Origin of the sequence: Sphingomonas sp. (genome assembly GCF_031372575.1) — a bacterium.
In the GTDB taxonomy this organism is placed as follows: domain Bacteria; phylum Pseudomonadota; class Alphaproteobacteria; order Sphingomonadales; family Sphingomonadaceae; genus Sphingomicrobium.
On record NZ_JANMLM010000109.1, the window covers coordinates 1 to 20,445 of the forward strand.

Below are 20,445 nucleotides of genomic sequence, written 5' to 3' on the forward strand. Positions count from 1 at the left end.
CTCGGCCTTGTGCGCGAGCATCGGGCCGGGGATGCAATCGCCAATCGCCCAGATGCTGGGAACCGACGTGCGGAAATCATGGTCGGTTTCGACCTGGCCGCGCGCGTTGACGGTCAGCCCGACCTTGTCGAGGCCGAGGCCGTCGGTGTTGGGGCGCCGCCCGATCGAGACGAGGACGACGTCGGCCTCAATGGTCGAAGCCTGGCCGCCGTTTGATGGCTCGACGGTAAGGCTCGCCTTGCCGCCGTTGACGCTCGCGCCGGTGACCTTGGTTCCGGTCTTGATGTCGAAGCCCTGCTTCTTGAAGATCTTGGCGCTTTCCCTGCGCACTTCCTCGTCCATGCCGGGGAGGATCTGGTCGAGATACTCCACAACCGTCACCTTGGCACCAAGCCGCAGCCAGACGCTGCCGAGCTCGAGCCCGATGACCCCGCCGCCGATCACGACCATATGGTCGGGGACCTTGGGCAGCGCCAGCGCGCCGGTCGAGTCGACGATCACGAACGACTCATTGTCGACCTCAACGCCGGGCAGCGGAGTGACTGACGATCCGGTGGCGATCATGATGTTTTTCGCGGTAACCGACTTACCGCCGACGTTGACTGCATTTGGGCCTTCGAACGTCGCATAGCCCTTGAGCCAGTCGACCTTGTTCTTCTTGAACAAAAATTCGATTCCGCCGGTCAATTCCTTGACCGCCTTGGCTTTTTCGGCGTGCATCTGGTCGAGGTTGAGCGAGACTCCCGAAAAATCGATCCCGAACTTGGCCAGCGCGCCGGAATGGGCTTCCTTGTACAGTTCGGACGCGTGGAGCATCGCCTTGGACGGGATGCAGCCGACGTTGAGGCAGGTGCCGCCAAGCGTCGCGCGCCCCTCGGCACAAGCCGTCTTCAGCCCGAGCTGTGCCGCGCGGATCGCCGCGACATAGCCGCCCGGGCCGGAGCCGATGACGAGAAGGTCGTAGTCGAAATTGTCAGCCATCAATTTTTCTCTTTCCGGTCATAGAATCCGGTCCACGGCAGACCCTGTTCGACTTCGGTAGGTTCCGGAAATTTCGCTCTATACTGAACTCGTTGCTCACTCGCGAGCGAGAGATACCAATCATCGAACTCCATCCAGTAATCTTCGCCATACCCCATTCGCCAGCCAATCGAGCCGAGCCCGATATGTGGGTATTTCAGCCATGGCGGAAGCAGCTCGTCAGGCATCATAAATCGATCAGAAGACGCGTCGGGTCCTCGATCGCTTCCTTGACGCGGACGAGGAAGGTGACCGCCTCGCGGCCGTCGATCAGGCGGTGGTCGTAGCTCAAGGCGAGATACATCATCTGCCGGGCGACGATCTGGCCGTCCTTGACCACCGGCCGCTCCTCGATGCGGTGCATGCCAAGCACCGCGGACTGGGGCGGGTTGATGATCGGGGTCGACAGCAAGCTGCCAAACACGCCGCCGTTGGAGATGGTGAAGGTGCCCCCGCGCATATCCTCGGCGGTCAGCGCGCCGTCCTTGGCCTTCTTGCCGTACGCCGCGATGGCTTTTTCGATCTCGGCGAAGGTCATGCGGTCGGCGTTGCGGACGACCGGCACGACCAGCCCCTTGGGCGCCGACACCGCGACCGAGACGTCGAGATAATCGTGATAGACGATCTCGTCGCCCTCGATGCTGGCGTTGACCGAGGGAACGTCCTTGGCCGCCAGAGCCACGGCCTTCACGAAGAAACCCATGAAGCCTAAGCGGATGCCGTGCTTTTTCTCGAACAGATCCTTGTAGCGCGCGCGGGCGTCGATGACGGCTGTCATGTCGACATCGTTGAAGGTGGTGAGCAACGCCGCAGTGTTCTGCGCTTCCTTCAGCCGGGTTGCGATCGTCTGGCGCATCCGCGTCATCTTGATCCGCTCTTCGCGGCGATCACCGGTCGGGGCAGGTTGCGTAGTGGACGATGCTGGCGCTTCGGGCGCGGATGCAGGCGCGCTGGTTTTGGCAGTCGCCGCCGCGAGGACGTCGTCCTTTGTGATCCGGCCGTCCTTGCCGCTGCCCTTGATGGCCGAGGGATCGACGTGGTTGGCTAGCACGGCACGGCGGACTGCGGGGGAGAGGGTTAGCGCGGCGTCTTGCGCGGTCGGTGCGGGCGGTGCTTCGGCAACCTTAGCTTCTGGCACCACGGCTCCGGCCTGCGCTGGAGGACTTGCTACGGCCCCGTCCCCGATCAAGGCAATCAGCGCGCCGACCGCGACCGTATCGCCTTCCTTGGCGACCTGCTCGGCGAGCGTTCCGGCGACTGGCGAAGGAACCTCGACCGAGACCTTGTCGGTTTCCAGGCTGACGATCGGCTCGTCGATCGCGACCGCGTCGCCGGGCGCCTTGAGCCACTGGCCGACGGTCGCTTCGGTGATCGATTCGCCCAGCACGGGGACTTTGACCTCGGTCGACATGATAATCCTAACTCCCGGCCTTGCCGGCTTGGTGAACGGTTTCGGTCGCGGCCAAAGCAGCGGCCGGGGCCGCATCGCGTTCGCCCAGCGCGTAGGCGACCAGCGCGGCTTGCTCGGCCACATGGCGCTTGGCAAGGCCGGTGGCGGGCGAGGCCGAGGCGGCGCGACCGGCATAGATCGGCCGCAGATTGGCAAAACCGGCGTCGGACAAGCTCTCCTCGAGCAAATTCTCGACGAAGCCCCACGCGCCATTATTCTTCGGTTCTTCCTGCGCCCAGACCAGCTCGGTGAGCTCGGGCATCGCCTTCAGGCGCTTTTCCAGTGGCTCCGACGGGAACGGATACAGCTGCTCGATGCGGAGGATTTCGGTCGTGGCATCCCCAGCCTTGTCGCGTGCTTCGATCAGTTCGTAAGCGAGCTTGCCCGAGCAAAGCACCAGCCGTTTGGTAGTGCCGGGCGCGGGCGGGTTTAGGTCACTGAGGATGCGCTTGAAATGCCCCTCGCCAATCAAATCGTCGCGGCTAGACACGGCCATCTTGTTCCGCAGCAGCGACTTGGGGGTCATGATGATCAACGGCTTGCGGAAATCGCGCAGCATCTGACGACGCAGGATGTGGAAATAATTGGCCGGCGTGGTGCAATTGGCGACTTGGATATTGTCCTGCGCGCACAGCTGGAGAAAGCGTTCGAGCCGCGCCGAACTATGCTCCGGCCCCTGCCCTTCGAAGCCGTGCGGCAGCAGCAGAACCAGCCCCGAGGCGCGCAGCCACTTGGCCTCCCCCGCCGCGATGAACTGGTCGATGATGGTCTGCGCGCCATTGGCGAAATCGCCGAACTGCGCTTCCCACAACACCAGCGTTTTGGGGTCGGCGATCGAATAGCCATATTCGAAGCCGAGCACGCCGAATTCGGACAGGGGACTGTCGCGGACTTCGAAGCGTGGCTTGTCGGTGTGGCCGTCGTTGATCTGGCGCAGCGGGATATATTTCTCGCCAGTCTGTTGGTCGATCCACGCGGCGTGGCGCTGGCTGAAGGTGCCGCGCCCCGAATCCTGGCCCGACAGGCGGACGCCATAGCCATCTTCGACCAAACTGCCGAACGCCAACGATTCCGCCGTCGCCCAGTCGATCCCCTGCCCGCCCTCCAGCGCGCCTTTCCGCGCATCGAGAATGCGGCCTAGCGTCTTGTGGATCGTCAGGCCCTCGGGCGGCGTCGTGGTCAGCTTGGCCAGCCGCGCGTACAGTTCGGCATCGATCGCGGTGTTGACGTTGCGGCGCGCATCGACCGGCTCGCCCGGCCGCCCGAGCCCCGCCCAGCGGCCTTCGAACCAGTCTGCCTTGTTGGGCAGATAGCTCGCCCCGGCGGCGAATTCGCCTTCGAGCAGCTTAGTGAATTCGGCGGTGCGCGCGTCGATCCACGCCTGGTCGACCACGCCCTCGGCAAGCAGCCGCTCGGCATAAACCGCGCTGATCGGCGCGTGCTTGGCGATCTCGGCATACATTAACGGCTGGGTGAAGCTCGGCTCGTCGCCCTCATTATGCCCGAACCGGCGATAGCACCACATGTCGATGACGATGTCGCGGTTGAATTCCTGGCGATACTCGATCGCCAGCTTGCAGCAGAAGGTGACCGCTTCGGGATCGTCGCCGTTGACGTGGAGGATCGGCGACTGGACGCCTTTCGCCACGTCCGACGGATATGGCGAGGAGCGGCCGAACTGTGGGCTCGTGGTGAAGCCGATCTGGTTGTTGATGATGAAGTGGATCGTGCCGCCGGTGCCATAACCGGGCAGGCCCGAGAAACTGAGGCATTCCCACACCACGCCCTGTCCGGCGAAGGCGGCGTCGCCGTGGAGCAGGATCGGCAGCACGGTATCGCCCTCGCGGTCGCCCTTGATGGTCTGCACCGCCCGGCTTTTCCCAAGCACGACCGGGTCGGCGGCTTCGAGATGCGAGGGATTGGGGACCAGGCTGAGATGCACCTTGATCCCGTCAAATTCGCGGTCGGACGAGGTGCCGAGGTGATACTTCACGTCGCCCGATCCGCCAACATCGGCCGGGTTGGCCGCGCCCCCGGCAAATTCGCTGAAGATCGCGCGATACGGTTTGCCCATGACGTTGGCGAGGACGTTGAGCCGGCCGCGGTGGGCCATGCCGATGGTGATTTCCTCGACCCCCATCTGGCCGCCATATTTGATGATCGATTCAAGCGCCGGGATCGCGCTTTCGCCGCCGTCGAGGCCGAAGCGCTTGGTACCGACATATTTCTTGGCGAGGAATTTCTCCCATTGCTCGCCATGGATGACCTTTTCGAGGATCGACTGCTTGCCCTCGGGGGTGAAGGTGATGGTGGCGTTCACGCCCTCCATCCGGTCTTGCAAGAAGCGGCGCTCGGAAAGGTCGTTGATGTGCATATATTCGAGGCCGACATGGCCGCAATAATTGGACTCGAGCACCGCGATGATCTGGCGGACAGAGGCGCTCTGGAAGCCCAATGCGCCGCCGAGCCAGATCGGGCGATCCATGTCGGCGTCGGTGAAGCCGTGGAAGGCGGGGGTCAACTCGGGCGGGATGTCGTGGTGGGCGAGGCCGAGCGGGTCAAGCTTGGCCGAAAGGTGCCCGCGCACGCGATACGAACGGATCAGCATCATCGCGCGGATGCTGTCCTCGGCGGCATGATGGATCGCGGCTTCGTCGGTTACGCCAGCGGCAGTCGCGGCGGCCTTTGCGGCTGTCGTGACTTGTTCGACCGTCGCCTCGGTCGGGTCGAGCCCGACATTGACCGGGTCGAGCGCCACCACCGGCCAATGCGGCCGCGCCCAGCTCGGGCCTTGTTCGCTCTCGACGGCCATCGGTTCCATGCTGGGACTAACCCTTGAGCAACGCACTTAGTGTCGTGCCAAGCTCGGATGGCGACGGGGAGACGCGGATACCAGCAGCTTCCATCGCCGCAATCTTGCTTGCCGCGTCGCCTTTGCCACCGGCGACGATCGCCCCGGCATGGCCCATCCGGCGGCCCGGGGGCGCGGTGAGGCCGGCGATGAAGCCGACGGTTGGCTTTGAGCGCCCGCGCTTCGCTTCGTCGGCAAGGAATTGCGCGGCGTCTTCTTCGGCCGATCCGCCAATCTCGCCGATCATGATGATCGACTTGGTGGCGTCGTCGGCGAGGAACAGTTCGAGCATGTCGATGAATTCGGTGCCCTTGACCGGATCGCCGCCGATCCCGACCGCGGTGGTCTGGCCCAAGCCCTCGTTGGTGGTCTGGAACACCGCTTCGTAGGTCAAGGTGCCCGATCGCGAGACAACGCCGACGCTGCCCTTGGAGAAGATGTTGCCGGGCATGATCCCGATCTTGCATTCGCCAGGCGTGAGCACGCCGGGGCAGTTCGGCCCGATCAGCCGCGACCTGGAGCCGCACAACGCGCGCTTGACCTTGACCATGTCGAGCACCGGAATGCCCTCGGTGATGCACACGATCAGCGGCACCTTGGCATCGATCGCCTCGAGGATCGAATCGGCGGCGAAGGGCGGCGGCACGTAGATCACGCTGGCGTCGGCCCCGGTCTGCTCGACCGCGTCGCGGACAGTGTCGAACACGGGCAGGCCGATGTGGGTCGATCCGCCCTTCCCCGGCGTCACCCCGCCGACCATCTGCGTGCCATAGGCAAGCGCCTGCTCGGTATGGAACGTCCCGGTCTCGCCGGTCATGCCCTGGGTGATGACCTTGGTGTTACGATTGACGAGAATGCTCACTTTTTTCTCCGGAAGAAATCGAACCAGCTCGCTTTCGGCGGGGCTATCGTAGTTTCAGTATCCTTGAATTGCTGAGAGACATCCCGCCATGCGCCGCCGGATGGTGGCCGCGGAGTGTCGCCGGGGAAATAGATTTCGCCGTCTCCGTCATCGCCACTAACGTCATAGAAGCCAACCCGGTGCTCAATGGCCAAGCGACGAACTGCTTCGTAGGCTTCTTCCGCCGCCGACCAGCGGAAATCGGCGTAAATTGAGCTTCTGCTGATCGTGTAGCCCGTCACGTGCGGATCATCGACTTGATCGTCGTTGATCTCCTGCATGTTCGGCCAAGCCGGGAGCATCGATCTATACCAACTTTGCAAGCCCTCGGCAGAAATGGCCGGATCTACGTCACTGTAAGCGTCCGTCCATTCAGTTTGTTGTCGATACCAAATTACAAACTGCTCCCGCTCCCGGGGGGCAGCCTCTGGATCAAACACCATCAGGTCATAGCTCATCGACTATGCCAAGCTCTCGTCGATCGCCTTGCACGCCTCGAGCAATTCCTTGACCGCATCCACGCTAACGGTGAAATTCTTCTGCGCTTCGGCGTCCAGCTCGATCTCGACGATCTTCTCGACCCCGCCCGCACCGATCACCACCGGGACTCCGACGTAGAGATTGTCGACGCCATACTGGCCGGTGAGGTTGGCGGCGGCGGGGAGGACGCGCTTCTTGTCCTTGAGGAAGCTGTCGGCCATCGCGATGGCGCTGGTCGCGGGGGCATAGAAGGCGCTGCCGTTGCCGAGCAAGGCGACGATCTCGCCGCCGCCGCCCCGCGTGCGCTTGACGATCGCGTCGATCCGCTCCTGGCTCGACCAGCCCATCTTGATCAAATCGGGGATCGGGATCCCGGCGACGGTCGAATATTGGACAATCGGGACCATCGTGTCGCCGTGGCCGCCGAGCACGAAGGCGGTGACATCCTCGACCGAGACCTTGAACTCATCGGCGAGGAAATGGCGGAACCGCGCGCTGTCGAGCACGCCCGCCATGCCGACCACCCTGTGGTGCGGCAGGCCGGAAAATTCGCGCAATGCCCAGACCATCGCGTCCAATGGGTTGGTGATGCAGATCACGAACGCGTTCGGGGCATTGGCCTTGATCCCCTCGCCGACCGCCTTCATCACCTTCAGATTGATGCCTATGAGGTCATCGCGGCTCATCCCCGGCTTGCGCGCGATCCCGGCGGTGACGATGCACACGTCGGCCCCGGCGATGTCGGCATAATCGTTCGAGCCCTTGAGCGTCACGTCAAAGCCGTCGACCGGGGCGGCCTGCGAAATGTCGAGCGCCTTGCCCTGCGGCGTTCCCTCGGCAATGTCGAACAGGACGATATCGCCCATTTCGCGCATCGCGGCGAGGTGGGCCAGCGTTCCGCCGATCATGCCCGCGCCGATCAGCGCGATTTTCTTGCGAGCCATAAAGTGCCGGTCCCTTGTTCGGTCGTGAGTCCCGCCCCGCGCCACTGCGGAGAGGAATTGGCGCGCGCTCTAGCCCGTGAAGACCAGACGGGCAACCGCCCGCCGCCTGCCTCGGACGTGGTGTGAGGACCCCGAGCGCGTCGTTCATCGGGCGGCAAGAAAGGAACCGGCGGCGCAGTCCGGTCGTTTCACCACCGACACACTCTTTGTAGCAGAGGGTATTTCCCAACTTGGAAGGACGACCAATGAAACATCTGTTCATTCTCGCCGGCATTGCAGCGCTCGCCGCGACTGCGCCTGCCGCTGCCAAACCGCACGGCGATAAGGGCCATCACGGCTATTCGAACAATGGGTATGGTTATAACGACCATCGCGCCAATTGCCCGCCGGGCCTCGCCAAGAAGCACAATGGCTGCATGGCGCCGGGCCAGTATAAGAAGCGCTTTGCCCAGGGTCAGCGCTACAATTCGACCTACGGCGAGCGCTATGGCTACAACCAACTGCCGTACAATGTGCGCAACCAGTACGACCTCGATCGCTCGAACCGTTATTATTACGATCAGGGCTATCTCTATCAGGTCGATCCGCGGACGATGCTGGTCGAGCGGGTGATCCAGACCCTTCTCGGCCGACGCTAATCGCTGATTGATGTTCGAAAGGGCCGTGCCGGGACCACCGGCGCGGCCCTTGTGCTATTTGCCGGCCAGGCTGCGGATCATCATCTCCCAATGCAGCACATTGTCGTAGAAGGCCTTGACCGGGATCCGCTCGTCGAGGCCGTGGGCGCGCTCGTCATCGGGGGAGATGCCGTAGGAGCCTTCGACCCCGTAGACCGGGATTCCGGCGGCGCGGAAGTATAACCCGTCGGTCGCCCCGGTCGACATTTGCGGGATGATCTGGGTGCCCGCGCCATGGGTCTGGCGGACCGCGTCGGTGTAGGCTTTGACAACATCGGGGCGGAGCGGCGAGGCCTGCGTGATTCGCCCCTGGTTGGCGAACGGCGTCACCTCGACCCCGGCCCCGACCGCCGCCTTCAACTCGGCCTCGACGGTCTTGGGATCGATCCCCGGCATGATCCGGCAATTGACCGTCGCCTGCGCCATTTGCGGAAGTGCATTCTGGGCATGGCCGCCGTCGAGCATGGTCGCGACGCAGCGCGTGCGCGTGATTCCTGTCTCGAGCGGATTTGCCTCAATGGCGTCGGCAGCGGCGGCATCGTCGGGATTGGCGAGCCAGGCGCGCATCTGCGCCCCAAGCGCCCCCGTCTCCTGCTTGGCGCGCTCGGTGAAATAGGCGCGCGTGGTTTCATTGAGCATCGGCGTGAAACGGTGAGTCGACAGCTTGGTCAGCGCCGCCGCCAGATCGTAAATCGCATTATCGGGGCGCGGACGGCTGCTGTGCCCGCCCTTGTTGCGCGCGATGAAATGATAGCTTTGAAAGATTTTCTCGGCGGTCTGCAGGCCGAAACCGAGCGATCGTCCGTCGGCGGTGAACGCGCCCCCGCCGGAATCGGCGTTGAGCGCATATTCGGAATCGATCAGCGCCCGCCAGTCGCTCGCCCCGAGCGCCGCGCCGCGACCCTCGGTTTCCTCGTCGCCCGAATAAAATATGATGATGTCGCGGCTCGGCTTGAACCCCGCCTCGCGAAGCTTGATCAGCGCCGCAGCGGTGGCGATCACGCCCTGCTTGTCGTCGCTCGTCCCGCGCCCGTAGAAATAGCCGTCCTTCTCGATGAAGGCGAACGGATCCTCCTTCCAGTCGGCGCGCTTGGCCTCGACCACGTCCATGTGGGCGAGGATCAGGATCGGCTTCTTGCCCTTGGCGCCGCTGCCCTTCCAGCGCGCGATCAGCGACACCGTCTGGTCGCCCTTGCGCCCCTCATGGGGCTTGATGCTGATGTCGCCGTCGGCCCAGCCGCCCTTCTTCAATTCGGCGGCAACGAAGTCGGCCATTTTGGGCATGTGGCCGCGCTCGGCGACGGTCGGGATTTCGATTGCGGTCTTGAACATCGCCCTCGATCGCACTTGCCACGCGGAATCGAGTTTCGACGGCCCAAGTACCGGATTGGCCGCCGCAGCGGCGGTTGTGGTCGACAGCATTAAAAGGCAGGCGGCAGCGAGTCGGCGCATCATCTTCTCCCCCATGTTGGCGGCGAAGCTAGGCGCTTTCACTGGCGCGTCAATCGGCCGACGGCTGCTCGCGCCGGTCGCGCTGCGACGTCCACCACACGATCGCGACGATCGCCACCAGCAGCGCTGCCGACGCCAGCGGCCGCGACAAAGCAAGCCCGCCCTTGGCCAATGGCTTGTCGAGGAAATCGCCGACCGTCGCGCCCAATGGCCGGGTCAGGATGAACGCCGCCCAGAACAAGGCCACACGGTTGATGCTGGTGGCGAAATAGAGGATTGCGACGACCGCGATCATCCCGCCGAACAGTAACGCCCCGCCGAGATAGCCCAGGCCGAGAGTCGCCGGATCGGCCGCCCAGTCGCCAAGCGCGGTGCCGAGCGTTTGCGAAAAGGTGATCGTCAGCCAATAAAATGCTTCGGTGCGCGGCGCGACGATATGGTCGGACGAAATCTTGCCCTCGACCTTGTACCAGGTGCCGAGCGAAACCAGTACCAGACCGAGCAGCAGGATCGAACCGCCGCTGTAGCCAAGCCCGAGCGAGCGGGTGGCGAAATCGGCCAGCGTCGTCCCCGCCGTGGTCGAAGCGATGATCGTCGCCCAGTACAGCGCCGGGTGGAATTTGCGGGCGCGAATCTGCATCACGACCAACGCCAGCAGGATCGCCCCGAAGAGCGCGGTTCCAACCAGGTAACCGTTGAGCCCACCAGACCCGGCCTGCGGGGTCGTTTCGCCAAGCCAGCTCATGCTCACCGTGTCGCCTGCCGTTTCACCCAAAGTGGTGGCGAAAATCTTGGCGATCCAGAAGCCCAAGGTGACCGCGGGGACCTTGCTCAACGTTTCATGTCTGTCGTCGCGGATCATCGGTCTCTCCTCAAAATACGCGTAGCCCATGGCCTTCGCCAAGGTAATCGGCGCTCTGCATTTCCTCGAGTCGGCTGACGGTGCGCTGGAATTCGAAATTGCCGTCGCCTGCGGGGTAAAGGCTTTCCGGCTCAGCGTCGGCGGCGGCGAGCAGTTTGACCTTATGCTCGTACAATTGATCGATCAGCGTCACGAACCGCGATGCTTCGTTGCGCATCTCGCGGGTCATGACCGGGATTCCGACCAGGATGATAGTGTGGAAGCGCCGCGCGATGGCGAGGTAATCCGCCGCGCCGCGCGCCTCGCCGCACAAGCGCTTGAAGCTGAACACCGCGACGCCCTTGAGCGATTTGGGGACATGCATCGTCCGCCCGCCGCCGACGTCCAGCTCCTCGACCGGCACATTGGCGCGATCTTCGACCGGATAATCGGTCAGGCGGAAAAAGGCTTCGCTCAGCCTGACGGTCGACGCGGGGCCATTGGGCACCAGCCACGTGTCGAGCCCGGCCAGCCGGTCGAGGCGATAATCGGTCGGGCCGTTCAAGGGCAGCACCGCCATCCGCGCCTCGATCAGGCGGATGAAGGGTAGGAACAAATCGCGGTTGAGCCCGTCCTTGTACAGATCGCCGGGCGGGCGGTTGGAGGTGGTGATGATCGCCACCCCGCCCTCGATCAAGGCGGTGAACAAGCGGCTCATGATCATCGCATCGGCCGGGTTGGTGACCATCATTTCGTCGAAGCACAATAATCGCAGCTCGTCGGCAATGTCGCCCGCGACCGCGATCACCGGGTCGCCAGACTCGGTCAGCCGCGCCTCACGCAGCCGTTCGTGCACCTCGATCATGAATGGCGCGAAATGGGTCCGGCGCTTGGGGCTCACGTCGATCGTGTCATACGCTAGGTCCATCAGCATCGACTTGCCGCGCCCGACCCCGCCCCACAGATAGATGCCGCTGCGCACCGGGGTCTCGCGCCCGAACAGGCGAGTAAGAAAGCCGGTGCGGGTGTTGCCAAGCTCACCGGCCAGCCGGTCGATCGCGACCGCCGCCGCTGCCTGTTCTGGATCGGCCTTGAGTTCGCCCGCCGCCACCAGAGCGGCATAAGCGTCAGCGACGCGCTTCATCGCCGGTTTCGGAGCGCGTCTTGATCCGTTTCAACGTGCCAGTGAAGCTGTAACAGATTGCCCCATCCTGCTCGCAATGGCCGGTTAAGAACACTAGCCCGCCGGGAGTCTGCTTGAGCAAGCGGACATGCGCGTCGAGCGGAATCCCCGATTGCCCGCGCGCAATGAACCGGGTGTGGAGATCGAGCGTGACGTAATGGCCGCGCCCCATCCCCGAGCAGAAGCCACCCGAGAATAATGCCATGTCGATGAAGCTCATCACCGCCCCACCGTGGATCGACCCGCCGAAGTTCATGTGTCGTTCCTCGGGGAACATCCGCACCACGGCATTGCCCGGCGCACGCGGCTGGAAGATGATCTTGCCGGTCTGCGCCGCGAACGACTCCGCGGGCAGCGCACCCCAGCCATACCAGCCGGGATGTTCGGGATCGTCGCGCGCTCCGGTGGGGAGCGTCGGCGCTTCGCTCACGCGACGCGCTCGGCGATCAGTTTCTTGGTTTCGGCGATCGCCTTGGCCGGGTTGAGCCCCTTGGGGCAGACGCTGGCGCAATTCATGATCGTGTGGCAGCGATAGAGGCGGAACGGATCCTCGAGATTGTCGAGCCGCTCGCCGGTCATTTCGTCGCGGCTGTCGGACAGCCAGCGATACGCCTGGAGCAGCACCGCCGGCCCAAGGAACTTGTCGCCGTTCCACCAATAGCTCGGGCAGCTGGTCGTACAGCAGAAGCACAAAATGCATTCGTACAACCCGTCGAGCTTGGCGCGATCGTCGGGCGACTGCAGCCGCTCCTTGCCCGACGGTTCGGGCGATTTCGACTTGAGCCACGGCTCGATCGACGCCAGCTGGGCGTAAGCGTGGGTCAGATCGGGGACGAGGTCCTTGACCACGTCCATGTGCGGCAAGGGCGTGATCCTGATTTCGCCCTTGAAGTCCTCGATCGCGGTGGTGCAGGCCAGCCCGTTGCGGCCGTCGATGTTCATCGCGCACGACCCGCAAATCCCCTCGCGGCACGATCGGCGGAAGGTCAGCGTCGGGTCGATTTCATTCTTGATCTTGATGATCGCGTCGAGCACCATCGGCCCGCATTTGTCGAGATCGATCGAAAAGGTGTCGAACCGCGGGTTGGCCTTGGTGTCGGGGTCGTAGCGATAGACTTTGAATTTCTTGGTGCGCCCGCCGCTGTCGGCCGGATAGGCCTTGCCCGACTTGATCTTGCTGTTTGCAGGAAGCGCGAATTCGGCCACGATCAATCCTCATTTCTCGGTGTTGCAGCGCCGCTAACATGACCCCGCACGCGGTTCAACGCTTCGTCGTACCCACCAACGGAAAAGCGGTGGTGCGTTTGACCGTTTCCATCGCGATCATCGAAGTGATGGTCTTGAGCGGCACGGCGGCAGTGATCGCGCGGTAAAAGGCGTCATAAGCAGCGATGTTCGGCACCGCGATCTTGAGCAGATAGTCGACCTCGCCCGCCATCCGGAACACTTCCATCACTTCAGGCATGGTGGCGATCGCGTCAGCGAAGGCGCGGGTCCAGGCTTCGCTATGGTCATCGGTTTCGACCGTGACGAAGATGGTCAGGTCAATCCCGACCTTGGCCGGATCGAGCAAAGCGACACGGCGCTCGATCACGCCGGCAGTCTCGAGTTTGTTGATCCGCCGCCAGCATGGCGTCGGCGACAAATTCACCTGCGCGGCGACTTCGGCCAGGGTCAGCGCGGCATCCTCCTGCAGCAAACCGAGGATTTTCAGGTCGGTGACATCCATCAAAATTCCACCCAATATTAGAATATTATTCCAATTCTTGCGCAGCGGCTGCAAATTTGCCGCTTTATCCTGCACGCTGGTCAATCTCGCTGGCTAGCAGGCGCGCGACAATCTATAGATTCTTAGATGGATTTTCCCAATGCCTCTCTGCACGCAATGACTCCCTAATTCTAGCGCGCATCCACTGGAGCCCCGTTCGCGGGGCTCCTTTTTTATTCGAGGACCTCCGCCGATGACCGAGAAATCCGCAATCTACCGCGAAGTTGTCGACGCCAATGCCGCTTATGCCGCCGATTTTGGCGACAAGGGCAATCTCGCGCTTCCACCGGCGCGCGGCTTCGCCATCCTTACCTGCATGGATGCGCGGCTCGACCCGGCCAAATATGCCGGACTTGCCGAAGGCGACGCGCACGTCATCCGCAACGCCGGCGGCCGCGCCAGCGACGATGCCATCCGCAGCCTCGTGATCAGCCACAAATTACTCGGCACGCGCGAATGGTTCGTCATCCACCACACCGATTGCGGGATGGAGTTGTTCAACGGGCCGACGATTGCCACTTTGCTCGAGCAAAGCCGCGCCACCGCTGCGTTCGACGGCACAATCTGGACCAATCCGCAGCATGAAGGCGGATCGACCGAGGGCTGGCACATCGCCTGGCTCAATTTCAAGGATCTCGCGCAAAGCGTCCGCGACGATGTGTCGCGCATCCGCAATCACCCGCTGACCCCCGAAACGATCCCGGTTCATGGCTTCATCTACGACGTCAAGAATGGCCAGCTGGTGCCGGTTGAAGCGGACGCCAGCACCTAAAGCGCGACCCGCTGCAACCGTTTCCGAAGGCTGGTCAGGCCGATTTCCTTGACCGCCTGCGCGGGCTGGTCGGTCACGAGCAGTGCCGCAACATGGCCAAGGATTTGCGACGCAATATCGAGATTCTGCAGTTTTTCGGCATGGCGAGCCACCACCAAAGGTTCGTTGCACAAATCGTCGCCGAGGCTTTCGAGCAGGCGGCCAACATAGGCCAATTCCTCGGCTAGTCGCTGCGGTAGGGCATCGATCAACGAATTCAGCGATTCGACTTTGGGCTCGGGCAGGATGTCGATGGAGCCCGACTTCGCCTGCTCAACCATCGCATCAACCACCAATTGGTCGCGCCACGCCGCGGCCGGCATCCATTGTTCGAGCGCCAGGGGAAGTTCGAAGCGGAGGCCGCATCCCTTATGGTCGCGCCACACGATCGTCCCGCTGGCTTGCAATGCGCCGCGCGTGATCAGTGCAGTCGCGCCAACCGACGGCAGGCTGCTGCCCTCGATCCGTGCTCCGGTGCTGGACAAATCGCGTAGCCGGATCGCGGCAGAAAACGCGCCGAAGCGGATCGTTGCCGACAGAAACAAGTGAGTCCGACGCTTGGACCGAGAATCACTTTCCTGGCGCAGGATCGGTTGGGCAATCATTCGAGCAATTCCTTCGCTCGAATATTACGATCCCGACATTAACACGAACGCGCTCAAACCTCCGTTTCGGATCATTCTCCCGCTGGTTTGACTTTTCGGTTGGGCTCGACCGGATCCATCAATTTGCGCGTGAGATAGACCATTTGCAGCGCCTGCGTGCGCGCCTGCTGCTTCAGATTCGCACCCGCCGCATGGCCGCCCTCGGTGTTCTCGTAATAATAGAAGGGCAGGCCGAGCTCCTCCATCCGCGCCGCGAACTTGCGGGCGTGCTGAGGACCGGTGCGATCGTCCTTGGTGGTAGTGTAGATGAACGGCACCGGGTAGCGCTTGCCCCGCTTGAGATTGTGATAGGGCGAGGTCTTCTCCCAGAATTTGCGCACCGCCGGATCGGTCGAGACGCTGCCATATTCGCCTTCCCACGAAGCGCCGGCGGCGATCTTCGAGATGCGCAGCATGTCGAGCAATGGAATGTCGATGATTACCGCATTCCACAAATCAGGTTGCTGGGTGAAGGAAACCCCGGTCAGCAGCCCGCCATTCGAGCCGCCGCGAATGCCCAACCGCCGCGCGCTGGTAATCTTGCGCCGCGCAAGGTCCTGCCCCACTGCGGCAAAATCGTCATAGACAATCTGGCGCTTGGTCTTGAGCCCGGCTTCATGCCAGGCAGGGCCGAATTCGCCACCGCCGCGGATGTTGGCGAGGACATAGACCCCGCCGCGTTCGAGCCACAATTTGCCGGTGCTGGCACCGTAGGACGGCGTCTGGCTGACCTCGAACCCGCCATAGGCGTACATCAAAGTCGGATTCTTGCCGTTGAACTTCATGTCGCGGCGGTGGACCACGAAATAGGGAATCTTGGTTCCGTCGCTCGATACCGCTTCATATTGATGGCTGACCAGCCCCGAGGCGTCGAATTTGGCCGGCTGCTCGCGGAACTTGGTCGCGGTGCCGGTGGCGGCGTCGACCAGCCATTGCGACGGCGGGGTGAGGAAGCTGGTGACACCAAGCAAGGCGCGATCATCGGTATTGCTGGCGTCCGCCACGCCGATGGTCGAATTGTCGGGCAATTCGAGCGCCGACTTCTGCCAGCCGCCATTCGCGCCGGGCTTGAACAGCAGGATACGGCTGCGGACATTGTCGAGGATCGACACGACCAGCATGTTCTTGGTCGCGGAGGCACCCTGCAGCGCTTCCTTGGCGGTCGGCGAATAGATCAACGTCGGCTGGACCCGTGCTGGATCGGCCTGCAATGCGACGAGATCGACCGAGAATAAAGAACCGGCCTGATAGGGCTTGCTCGCACCGACCGGGGTCCAGGCCTCCTGGCTCTGGATGATCACCCGACCGTCGACCATGTCGATCATGTTGGCCTTTTCGGGGATGACCAGCCGCTTCGGCCCGGAGTCGGTCAGGATGAAGGTCTCGCTGTGGAAGAAATCGGTCGCGCGGATGGCATACTTCAGGCTTGCGCCATGGCCATCGCGGAGCACCCCGCCTTGCGCCGCGACATCGTCGACCGTGCCGCGATAGACTTCGCGCGCCGCCGACAGCGGCTGGTCGCGCTTCAATGATTTGACGACATAGGCATAGCCCGACTTGGTCAGCTGCCCCGGCTCCCACTCGCGCCCGACCAGCAATTCATCGTCATTGACCCAGCTCGCGTCCTGCTTGCCCTTGGGCAGCACGAACCCGCCCTTGACGAAGCTCTTGGTGACCAGATCGAACTCGCGCACTGTCACCGCATCTTCGCCCGCGTCGGACAATTCGATCAGGCAGCGGCGCTCGGCCGGTCGCGAGCAGCTGGCGCCCTTCCACACCCAATTGGCCTTTTCTGCCTTTGCAAGCGCGTCGAGGTCGAGCACCGTTTCCCATTGCGGGATGGCGGTGGTGTAACTTTCCGCGCTGGTCCGCCGCCAGATCCCACGGACATGCTCGGCATCCTGCCAGAAATTATAGATTTGCCCGCCCAGAAATCGCCCCGTCGGGTTGCGGTCCTTGGCCTCGGCGATCGCCAGCGCCTGGTCGTAAAATTGCTTGTAGCGCGGGTCGGCCTCCAGCTCGGCGAAGGTCGGTGCATTGTGCGCCGCGATCCACTGGTCGACCTTGGGCGACGTGACCTCCTCCAGCCAGATGTAGGGATCGTCCGCCTGTACCGCACTCACCGCCACACCGCTTGCTCCAACCATCGCGGCCGCAGCCAGCAGGAAAAATTTCAAACCACGCATGACCATCCCCTTTGCCGAAATGCTTTAGCTCAGCCTTTGACGGCCGCAAGCACCTCGGCGGCATGGCCCGGGACCTTCACCTTGCGCCATTCGCGGACAATCTTGCCGTCGGCGTCGATCAGGAAGGTCGCGCGCTCCATTCCCATATATTTGCGGCCGTACATGCTCTTTTCGACCCACGTGCCGAAGGCGTCGCTGATCGCCCCGTCGGTGTCGGCGGCGAGCGGCACGGCGAGGTCATATTTGGCGATGAACTTGTCATGCTTCTTCATCTCGTCGCGCGAAACGCCGACGACCTTCGCGCCCGCTGCGGCAAAGTCGGCCGCCATCGCGGTAAAGTCCTGCGCTTCGCGCGTGCAGCCCGACGTGTCGTCCTTCGGATAGAAATACAGCACCAATTTGCCGCCCGGTGCGGCGAGATCGAGGGTCGATCCGTCGCTCAATACGGTCGAAATTGTGGGTGCCTTGTCGCCTATCGTCATTGTCCGTCCTTCACCTTAGCCCATAGCTCGGCGATCCTTTGCCGCGCCGCATCGTGCGCATCAAGCAGGCTTTGCCAGTCGGGGTGCCCGCACACCTGCGCTACCAGCGCCTGCGACTGCGGCAACGGCAGCCCGCCACCCGGCGTCACCAGCCGGCTGGTCACCAAAATCCGCGACAGCAAACGCAAATCGGCGTCGGCCTCCGCCTCGATCAGCCCGGCGTCGTGGAGCGCCTCGATCGCCACTTCGAGCCGCGAATCGAAGCCGATGCGGTGGGTCAATTGCAGCGTGTGGACGGCGAATTCGAGATCGACGAGGCCCCCCGGCCCAAGCTTGATATCGAGCGGGCCCGCAGGCGGTTTGTGCGCCGCCATGTCGCCCCGCATCTTGGCGGCATCGGCGCGCACCTTGGCCGGATCGCGCTCCAGCTTGAGCACGCGCTCGATGGTCGCCGCCAGCTTGGCCCGCCCGGCCTCGGTGCCATACAGCGGCCGCGCCCTCAGCAGCGCCATATGCTCCCACGTCCACGCCTCGCTGCGCTGGTACGTCTCGAACGCGTCGAGCCGGACGGCAAGCATCCCCTTCTCACCCTGCGGCCGCAGCCTTGTATCGACATCGTACAGCGGCCCCGCTGCGGTCGCGACCGACAGTGCCGCGACCACGCGCTTTGCCAGCCGGTTGAAATAATCGGTCGCGCCAAGCGATTTCGCGCCGTCGGACATGGCATCGTCAGGGGCGTCGAACAGGAAGATCAAATCGAGGTCGCTGGCGTGGGTCAGCGCCATCCCGCCGAGACGTCCAAGCCCGAGGATCATCATTTCGCCGCCCGGCACCCGGCCATGCGCACCCTCGAACTCATGGCGCGCGGCATCGGTCAGCGCGATGATCGCCCCTTCGGCAACCGCCGCATAGCCGAGCGTGATGTCGAGCGGGTCACGGTGGCGCGCGATCAATTGCACCCCGAGCGCGAACCGCCGCTCGCCGACCAACAGTCGCACCCGGTCGAGCCGTTCGTCATAGCTGGCGCGCGTCATCCCCTCGGCCAGTTTGCCCGCCACCGTCACAGCGTCGGGCGGGGCGGCGAAGCTCGATTCGTCGATCAGTCCATCGAACAGGCCCGGCCGCCGCGCCAGTTGCTCCGCCAGCGCGGGGGCATGGACCAAAATCTGGCTGAGGATCGCCGCCAGTGCGGGCCGCGCTTCGAGCAAGCGGTATAAATTCACCCCGCTCGACAGTCGCTCGACGATATCGCTGAAGCGGTTGAGCGCGTGGCCGGGATCGGGCCCCTCGGCAATCGCTGCCAGCAGCACCGGGAGCATCGCCTCGAACGCCGCGCGCGCGGGCTGGGAGCGCAACGATCGCACCTGCCCCGACCGCCAGCCGGCGATCATCCGCGCAACCTGCCCGGTGTCGGCATAGCCCATCGCCCGCAACTGATCGGCGAGCAAATCGGGATCGTTTGAGAGTTGCGATCCCTGATCTGGTGACAGGCCGTCGAACCGCTCGCGGACGAAATCGACGTGGGCCCGCAAACTCTCGATCAGCGCCGCGCCATCGGCCAGCCCGTCGAGCCCAGCCACCCCGTCGAGCGCGTCGGCCGCGACCGGCAGGCGGTGGGTCTGCTGGTCATCGATCATCTGCACCCGATGCTCGACCGTGCGCAGGCGGCGATAGGCATCGGCCAGCGCCTCGGCGACGTCGGCTTCCAGCCGATCAGCGGCAACCAGGGCCGGCAAGGCATCGAGCACCGCGCGCTGGCGAAGCCCAGGATCGCGCCCGCCGTGGATCAATTGCTGGACCTGGGTGTAAAATTCGACTTCGCGAATCCCGCCCAGCCCGCGCTTAAGGTCATAGCCGGGGGCAAGTGCGGCGCCTTGTGCATAATGGTCGCGAATCCGGCTGCTGATGGCGCGAATCTCGTCGATTGCGCCGAAATCCAGCACCCGTCGCCAGATGAATGGCTGGATTTCGCCCAGGAACCGCTCGCCGAGCGCGATATCGCCGGCGCAGGCCCGGGCGCGAATGAACGCCGCGCGTTCCCACGGCAACGCCTGCGATTCATAATAGGAGATGGCGGCTTCGGCGGGGAGCACGATCGGCGTTACTTCAGGCGACGGGCGGAGCCTGAGATCGACCCGCGCGACATAGCCATGCTCGGTCCGCTGCTGAAGCAGTTCGACCAGTCGCCGCCCGATCCGCACCGCCGCCTCGCTCGGGTCGTCGCGCTCGCGGCGCGGCATCACCCCCGGGTCGAACAAAAGGATCAAATCGACGTCGGACGAATAATTGAGTTCGCGGCTGCCCAGCTTGCCCAGCGCGAGCACCGTAAAACCGTCGGTCCCTGCCCCCGGCACCCGCTCGTCGATCGCCGCGCCCAGCGCCTGGTGGATGGCATGGTCGGCGAAGTCCGACAGCGCGGCGGTCAGCCGTTCGAGCGAAAGCTCGCCCGACAAATCGCCGAGTGCAACCGATAGCGCCAGCGCGCGGCGCTGATGGCGAAGCGCTTCACCGACCGTCGCGCCGCCCAGCGCAAGGGCGTCGCCGACCGCGGCATCGGCACCATCCGTGGCAAAGCGATTCGCGATTTCGGGGAAGGCCAGCATTCCGTCGCGAAGGAAGGGGGCGAAGCGCGTCGCGCGCTCGATCGCGCCGGCTCGACCGTCAGTTGGAACTGTGCTTTTCACGTCGCACGCTGTGCCCCAATTCGCGCGCCAACGAAACCGACCGCGTCGCGGTGCGTTGGTGCGGTCTGATG

At 63.7% G+C, this 20,445-nt stretch carries 19 protein-coding genes; 2 read left to right on the plus strand and 17 right to left on the minus strand.

Going from position 1 to position 20,445, the window contains the following annotated elements:
* The 7 genes from RMN73_RS10910 to mdh all read right to left on the minus strand — a co-directional run.
* A partial coding sequence (locus tag RMN73_RS10910) for an NAD(P)/FAD-dependent oxidoreductase (RefSeq protein ID WP_309603357.1) occupies nucleotides 1-981 on the minus strand: 981 nt, incomplete at its 3' end.
* On the minus strand, nucleotides 981-1,208 hold the full coding sequence (locus RMN73_RS10915; RefSeq protein ID WP_309603358.1) for a hypothetical protein: 228 nt from the start codon (nucleotides 1,206-1,208) through the stop codon (nucleotides 981-983). The genes RMN73_RS10915 and RMN73_RS10910, both read right to left, overlap by 1 nt.
* Nucleotides 1,208-2,431 carry a 2-oxoglutarate dehydrogenase complex dihydrolipoyllysine-residue succinyltransferase gene (gene odhB, locus RMN73_RS10920; protein ID WP_309603359.1) on the minus strand — a complete coding sequence of 408 codons (1,224 nt, stop codon included), beginning with the start codon at nucleotides 2,429-2,431 and terminating at the stop codon, nucleotides 1,208-1,210. The genes RMN73_RS10915 and odhB overlap by 1 nt, the downstream gene beginning before the upstream one ends.
* Nucleotides 2,432-2,438: 7 nt before the next feature.
* The gene (locus RMN73_RS10925; protein WP_309603360.1) at nucleotides 2,439-5,291 is read right to left on the minus strand and encodes a 2-oxoglutarate dehydrogenase E1 component; all 2,853 of its coding nucleotides are present in this window, start codon (nucleotides 5,289-5,291) and stop codon (nucleotides 2,439-2,441) included.
* Nucleotides 5,292-5,298: 7 nt separating this feature from the next.
* Entirely contained in the window at nucleotides 5,299-6,183 is an 885-nt protein-coding gene (gene sucD, locus RMN73_RS10930; RefSeq protein ID WP_309603361.1) for a succinate--CoA ligase subunit alpha, read from the minus strand.
* Nucleotides 6,180-6,680, minus strand: coding sequence for a hypothetical protein (locus RMN73_RS10935; protein WP_309603362.1), 501 nt, complete (start codon nucleotides 6,678-6,680; stop codon nucleotides 6,180-6,182). Before RMN73_RS10935 ends, sucD begins: the two co-directional genes overlap by 4 nt.
* Before the next feature lie 3 nt (nucleotides 6,681-6,683).
* Complete coding sequence (gene mdh / locus RMN73_RS10940; RefSeq protein WP_309603363.1) at nucleotides 6,684-7,646, minus strand: malate dehydrogenase; 963 nt, start codon at nucleotides 7,644-7,646, stop codon at nucleotides 6,684-6,686.
* 245 nt (nucleotides 7,647-7,891) lie between these two features.
* Between mdh and RMN73_RS10945 the strand changes: the two genes are divergently transcribed.
* Nucleotides 7,892-8,284 (plus strand): hypothetical protein, encoded by a 393-nt coding sequence (locus RMN73_RS10945; protein WP_309603364.1) that lies wholly within the window; start codon nucleotides 7,892-7,894, stop codon nucleotides 8,282-8,284.
* A gap of 54 nt (nucleotides 8,285-8,338) precedes the next feature.
* On the opposite strand, the gene RMN73_RS10950 is transcribed toward RMN73_RS10945, so the two are convergent.
* Genes RMN73_RS10950 through RMN73_RS10975 form a run of 6 tightly spaced genes read right to left on the minus strand, consistent with a single transcriptional unit; the run spans nucleotide 8,339 to nucleotide 13,528 of the window.
* A complete protein-coding gene (locus RMN73_RS10950) occupies nucleotides 8,339-9,817 on the minus strand; it encodes a M20/M25/M40 family metallo-hydrolase (protein WP_309603365.1) in 1,479 nt (492 codons plus the stop codon).
* Nucleotides 9,818-9,824: 7 nt separating this feature from the next.
* On the minus strand, nucleotides 9,825-10,634 hold the full coding sequence (locus tag RMN73_RS10955) for a hypothetical protein (protein ID WP_405051564.1): 810 nt from the start codon (nucleotides 10,632-10,634) through the stop codon (nucleotides 9,825-9,827).
* 13 nt (nucleotides 10,635-10,647) lie between these two features.
* Entirely contained in the window at nucleotides 10,648-11,760 is a 1,113-nt protein-coding gene (gene zapE, locus RMN73_RS10960; protein WP_309603367.1) for a cell division protein ZapE, read from the minus strand.
* Nucleotides 11,744-12,229: a PaaI family thioesterase gene (locus RMN73_RS10965; RefSeq protein WP_309603368.1), complete on the minus strand. Its 486-nt coding sequence runs from the start codon at nucleotides 12,227-12,229 to the stop codon at nucleotides 11,744-11,746. Before RMN73_RS10965 ends, zapE begins: the two co-directional genes overlap by 17 nt.
* Entirely contained in the window at nucleotides 12,226-13,005 is a 780-nt protein-coding gene (locus RMN73_RS10970; protein WP_309603369.1) for a succinate dehydrogenase iron-sulfur subunit, read from the minus strand. The genes RMN73_RS10965 and RMN73_RS10970 overlap by 4 nt, the downstream gene beginning before the upstream one ends.
* Nucleotides 13,006-13,060: 55 nt before the next feature.
* On the minus strand, nucleotides 13,061-13,528 hold the full coding sequence (locus RMN73_RS10975; protein WP_309603370.1) for an Lrp/AsnC family transcriptional regulator: 468 nt from the start codon (nucleotides 13,526-13,528) through the stop codon (nucleotides 13,061-13,063).
* A gap of 232 nt (nucleotides 13,529-13,760) precedes the next feature.
* Between RMN73_RS10975 and RMN73_RS10980 the strand changes: the two genes are divergently transcribed.
* Complete coding sequence (locus RMN73_RS10980; protein WP_309603371.1) at nucleotides 13,761-14,339, plus strand: carbonic anhydrase; 579 nt, start codon at nucleotides 13,761-13,763, stop codon at nucleotides 14,337-14,339.
* On the opposite strand, the gene RMN73_RS10985 is transcribed toward RMN73_RS10980, so the two are convergent.
* The 4 genes from RMN73_RS10985 to RMN73_RS11000 all read right to left on the minus strand — a co-directional run bounded on the left by RMN73_RS10985 (nucleotide 14,336) and on the right by RMN73_RS11000 (nucleotide 20,374).
* Nucleotides 14,336-14,983 (minus strand): hypothetical protein, encoded by a 648-nt coding sequence (locus RMN73_RS10985; RefSeq protein ID WP_309603372.1) that lies wholly within the window; start codon nucleotides 14,981-14,983, stop codon nucleotides 14,336-14,338. The two genes, RMN73_RS10980 and RMN73_RS10985, sit on opposite strands and share 4 nt — an antisense overlap.
* A 71-nt stretch (nucleotides 14,984-15,054) precedes the next feature.
* Nucleotides 15,055-17,214, minus strand: a complete 2,160-nt coding sequence (locus RMN73_RS10990) for a prolyl oligopeptidase family protein (RefSeq protein ID WP_405051563.1) — start codon at nucleotides 17,212-17,214, stop codon at nucleotides 15,055-15,057.
* A 23-nt stretch (nucleotides 17,215-17,237) separates the two neighbouring features.
* On the minus strand, nucleotides 17,238-17,690 hold the full coding sequence (locus RMN73_RS10995) for a peroxiredoxin (protein WP_309603374.1): 453 nt from the start codon (nucleotides 17,688-17,690) through the stop codon (nucleotides 17,238-17,240).
* Nucleotides 17,687-20,374, minus strand: coding sequence for a bifunctional [glutamine synthetase] adenylyltransferase/[glutamine synthetase]-adenylyl-L-tyrosine phosphorylase (locus tag RMN73_RS11000; protein WP_309603375.1), 2,688 nt, complete (start codon nucleotides 20,372-20,374; stop codon nucleotides 17,687-17,689). Before RMN73_RS11000 ends, RMN73_RS10995 begins: the two co-directional genes overlap by 4 nt.
* Nucleotides 20,375-20,445 lie beyond the last annotated feature (71 nt).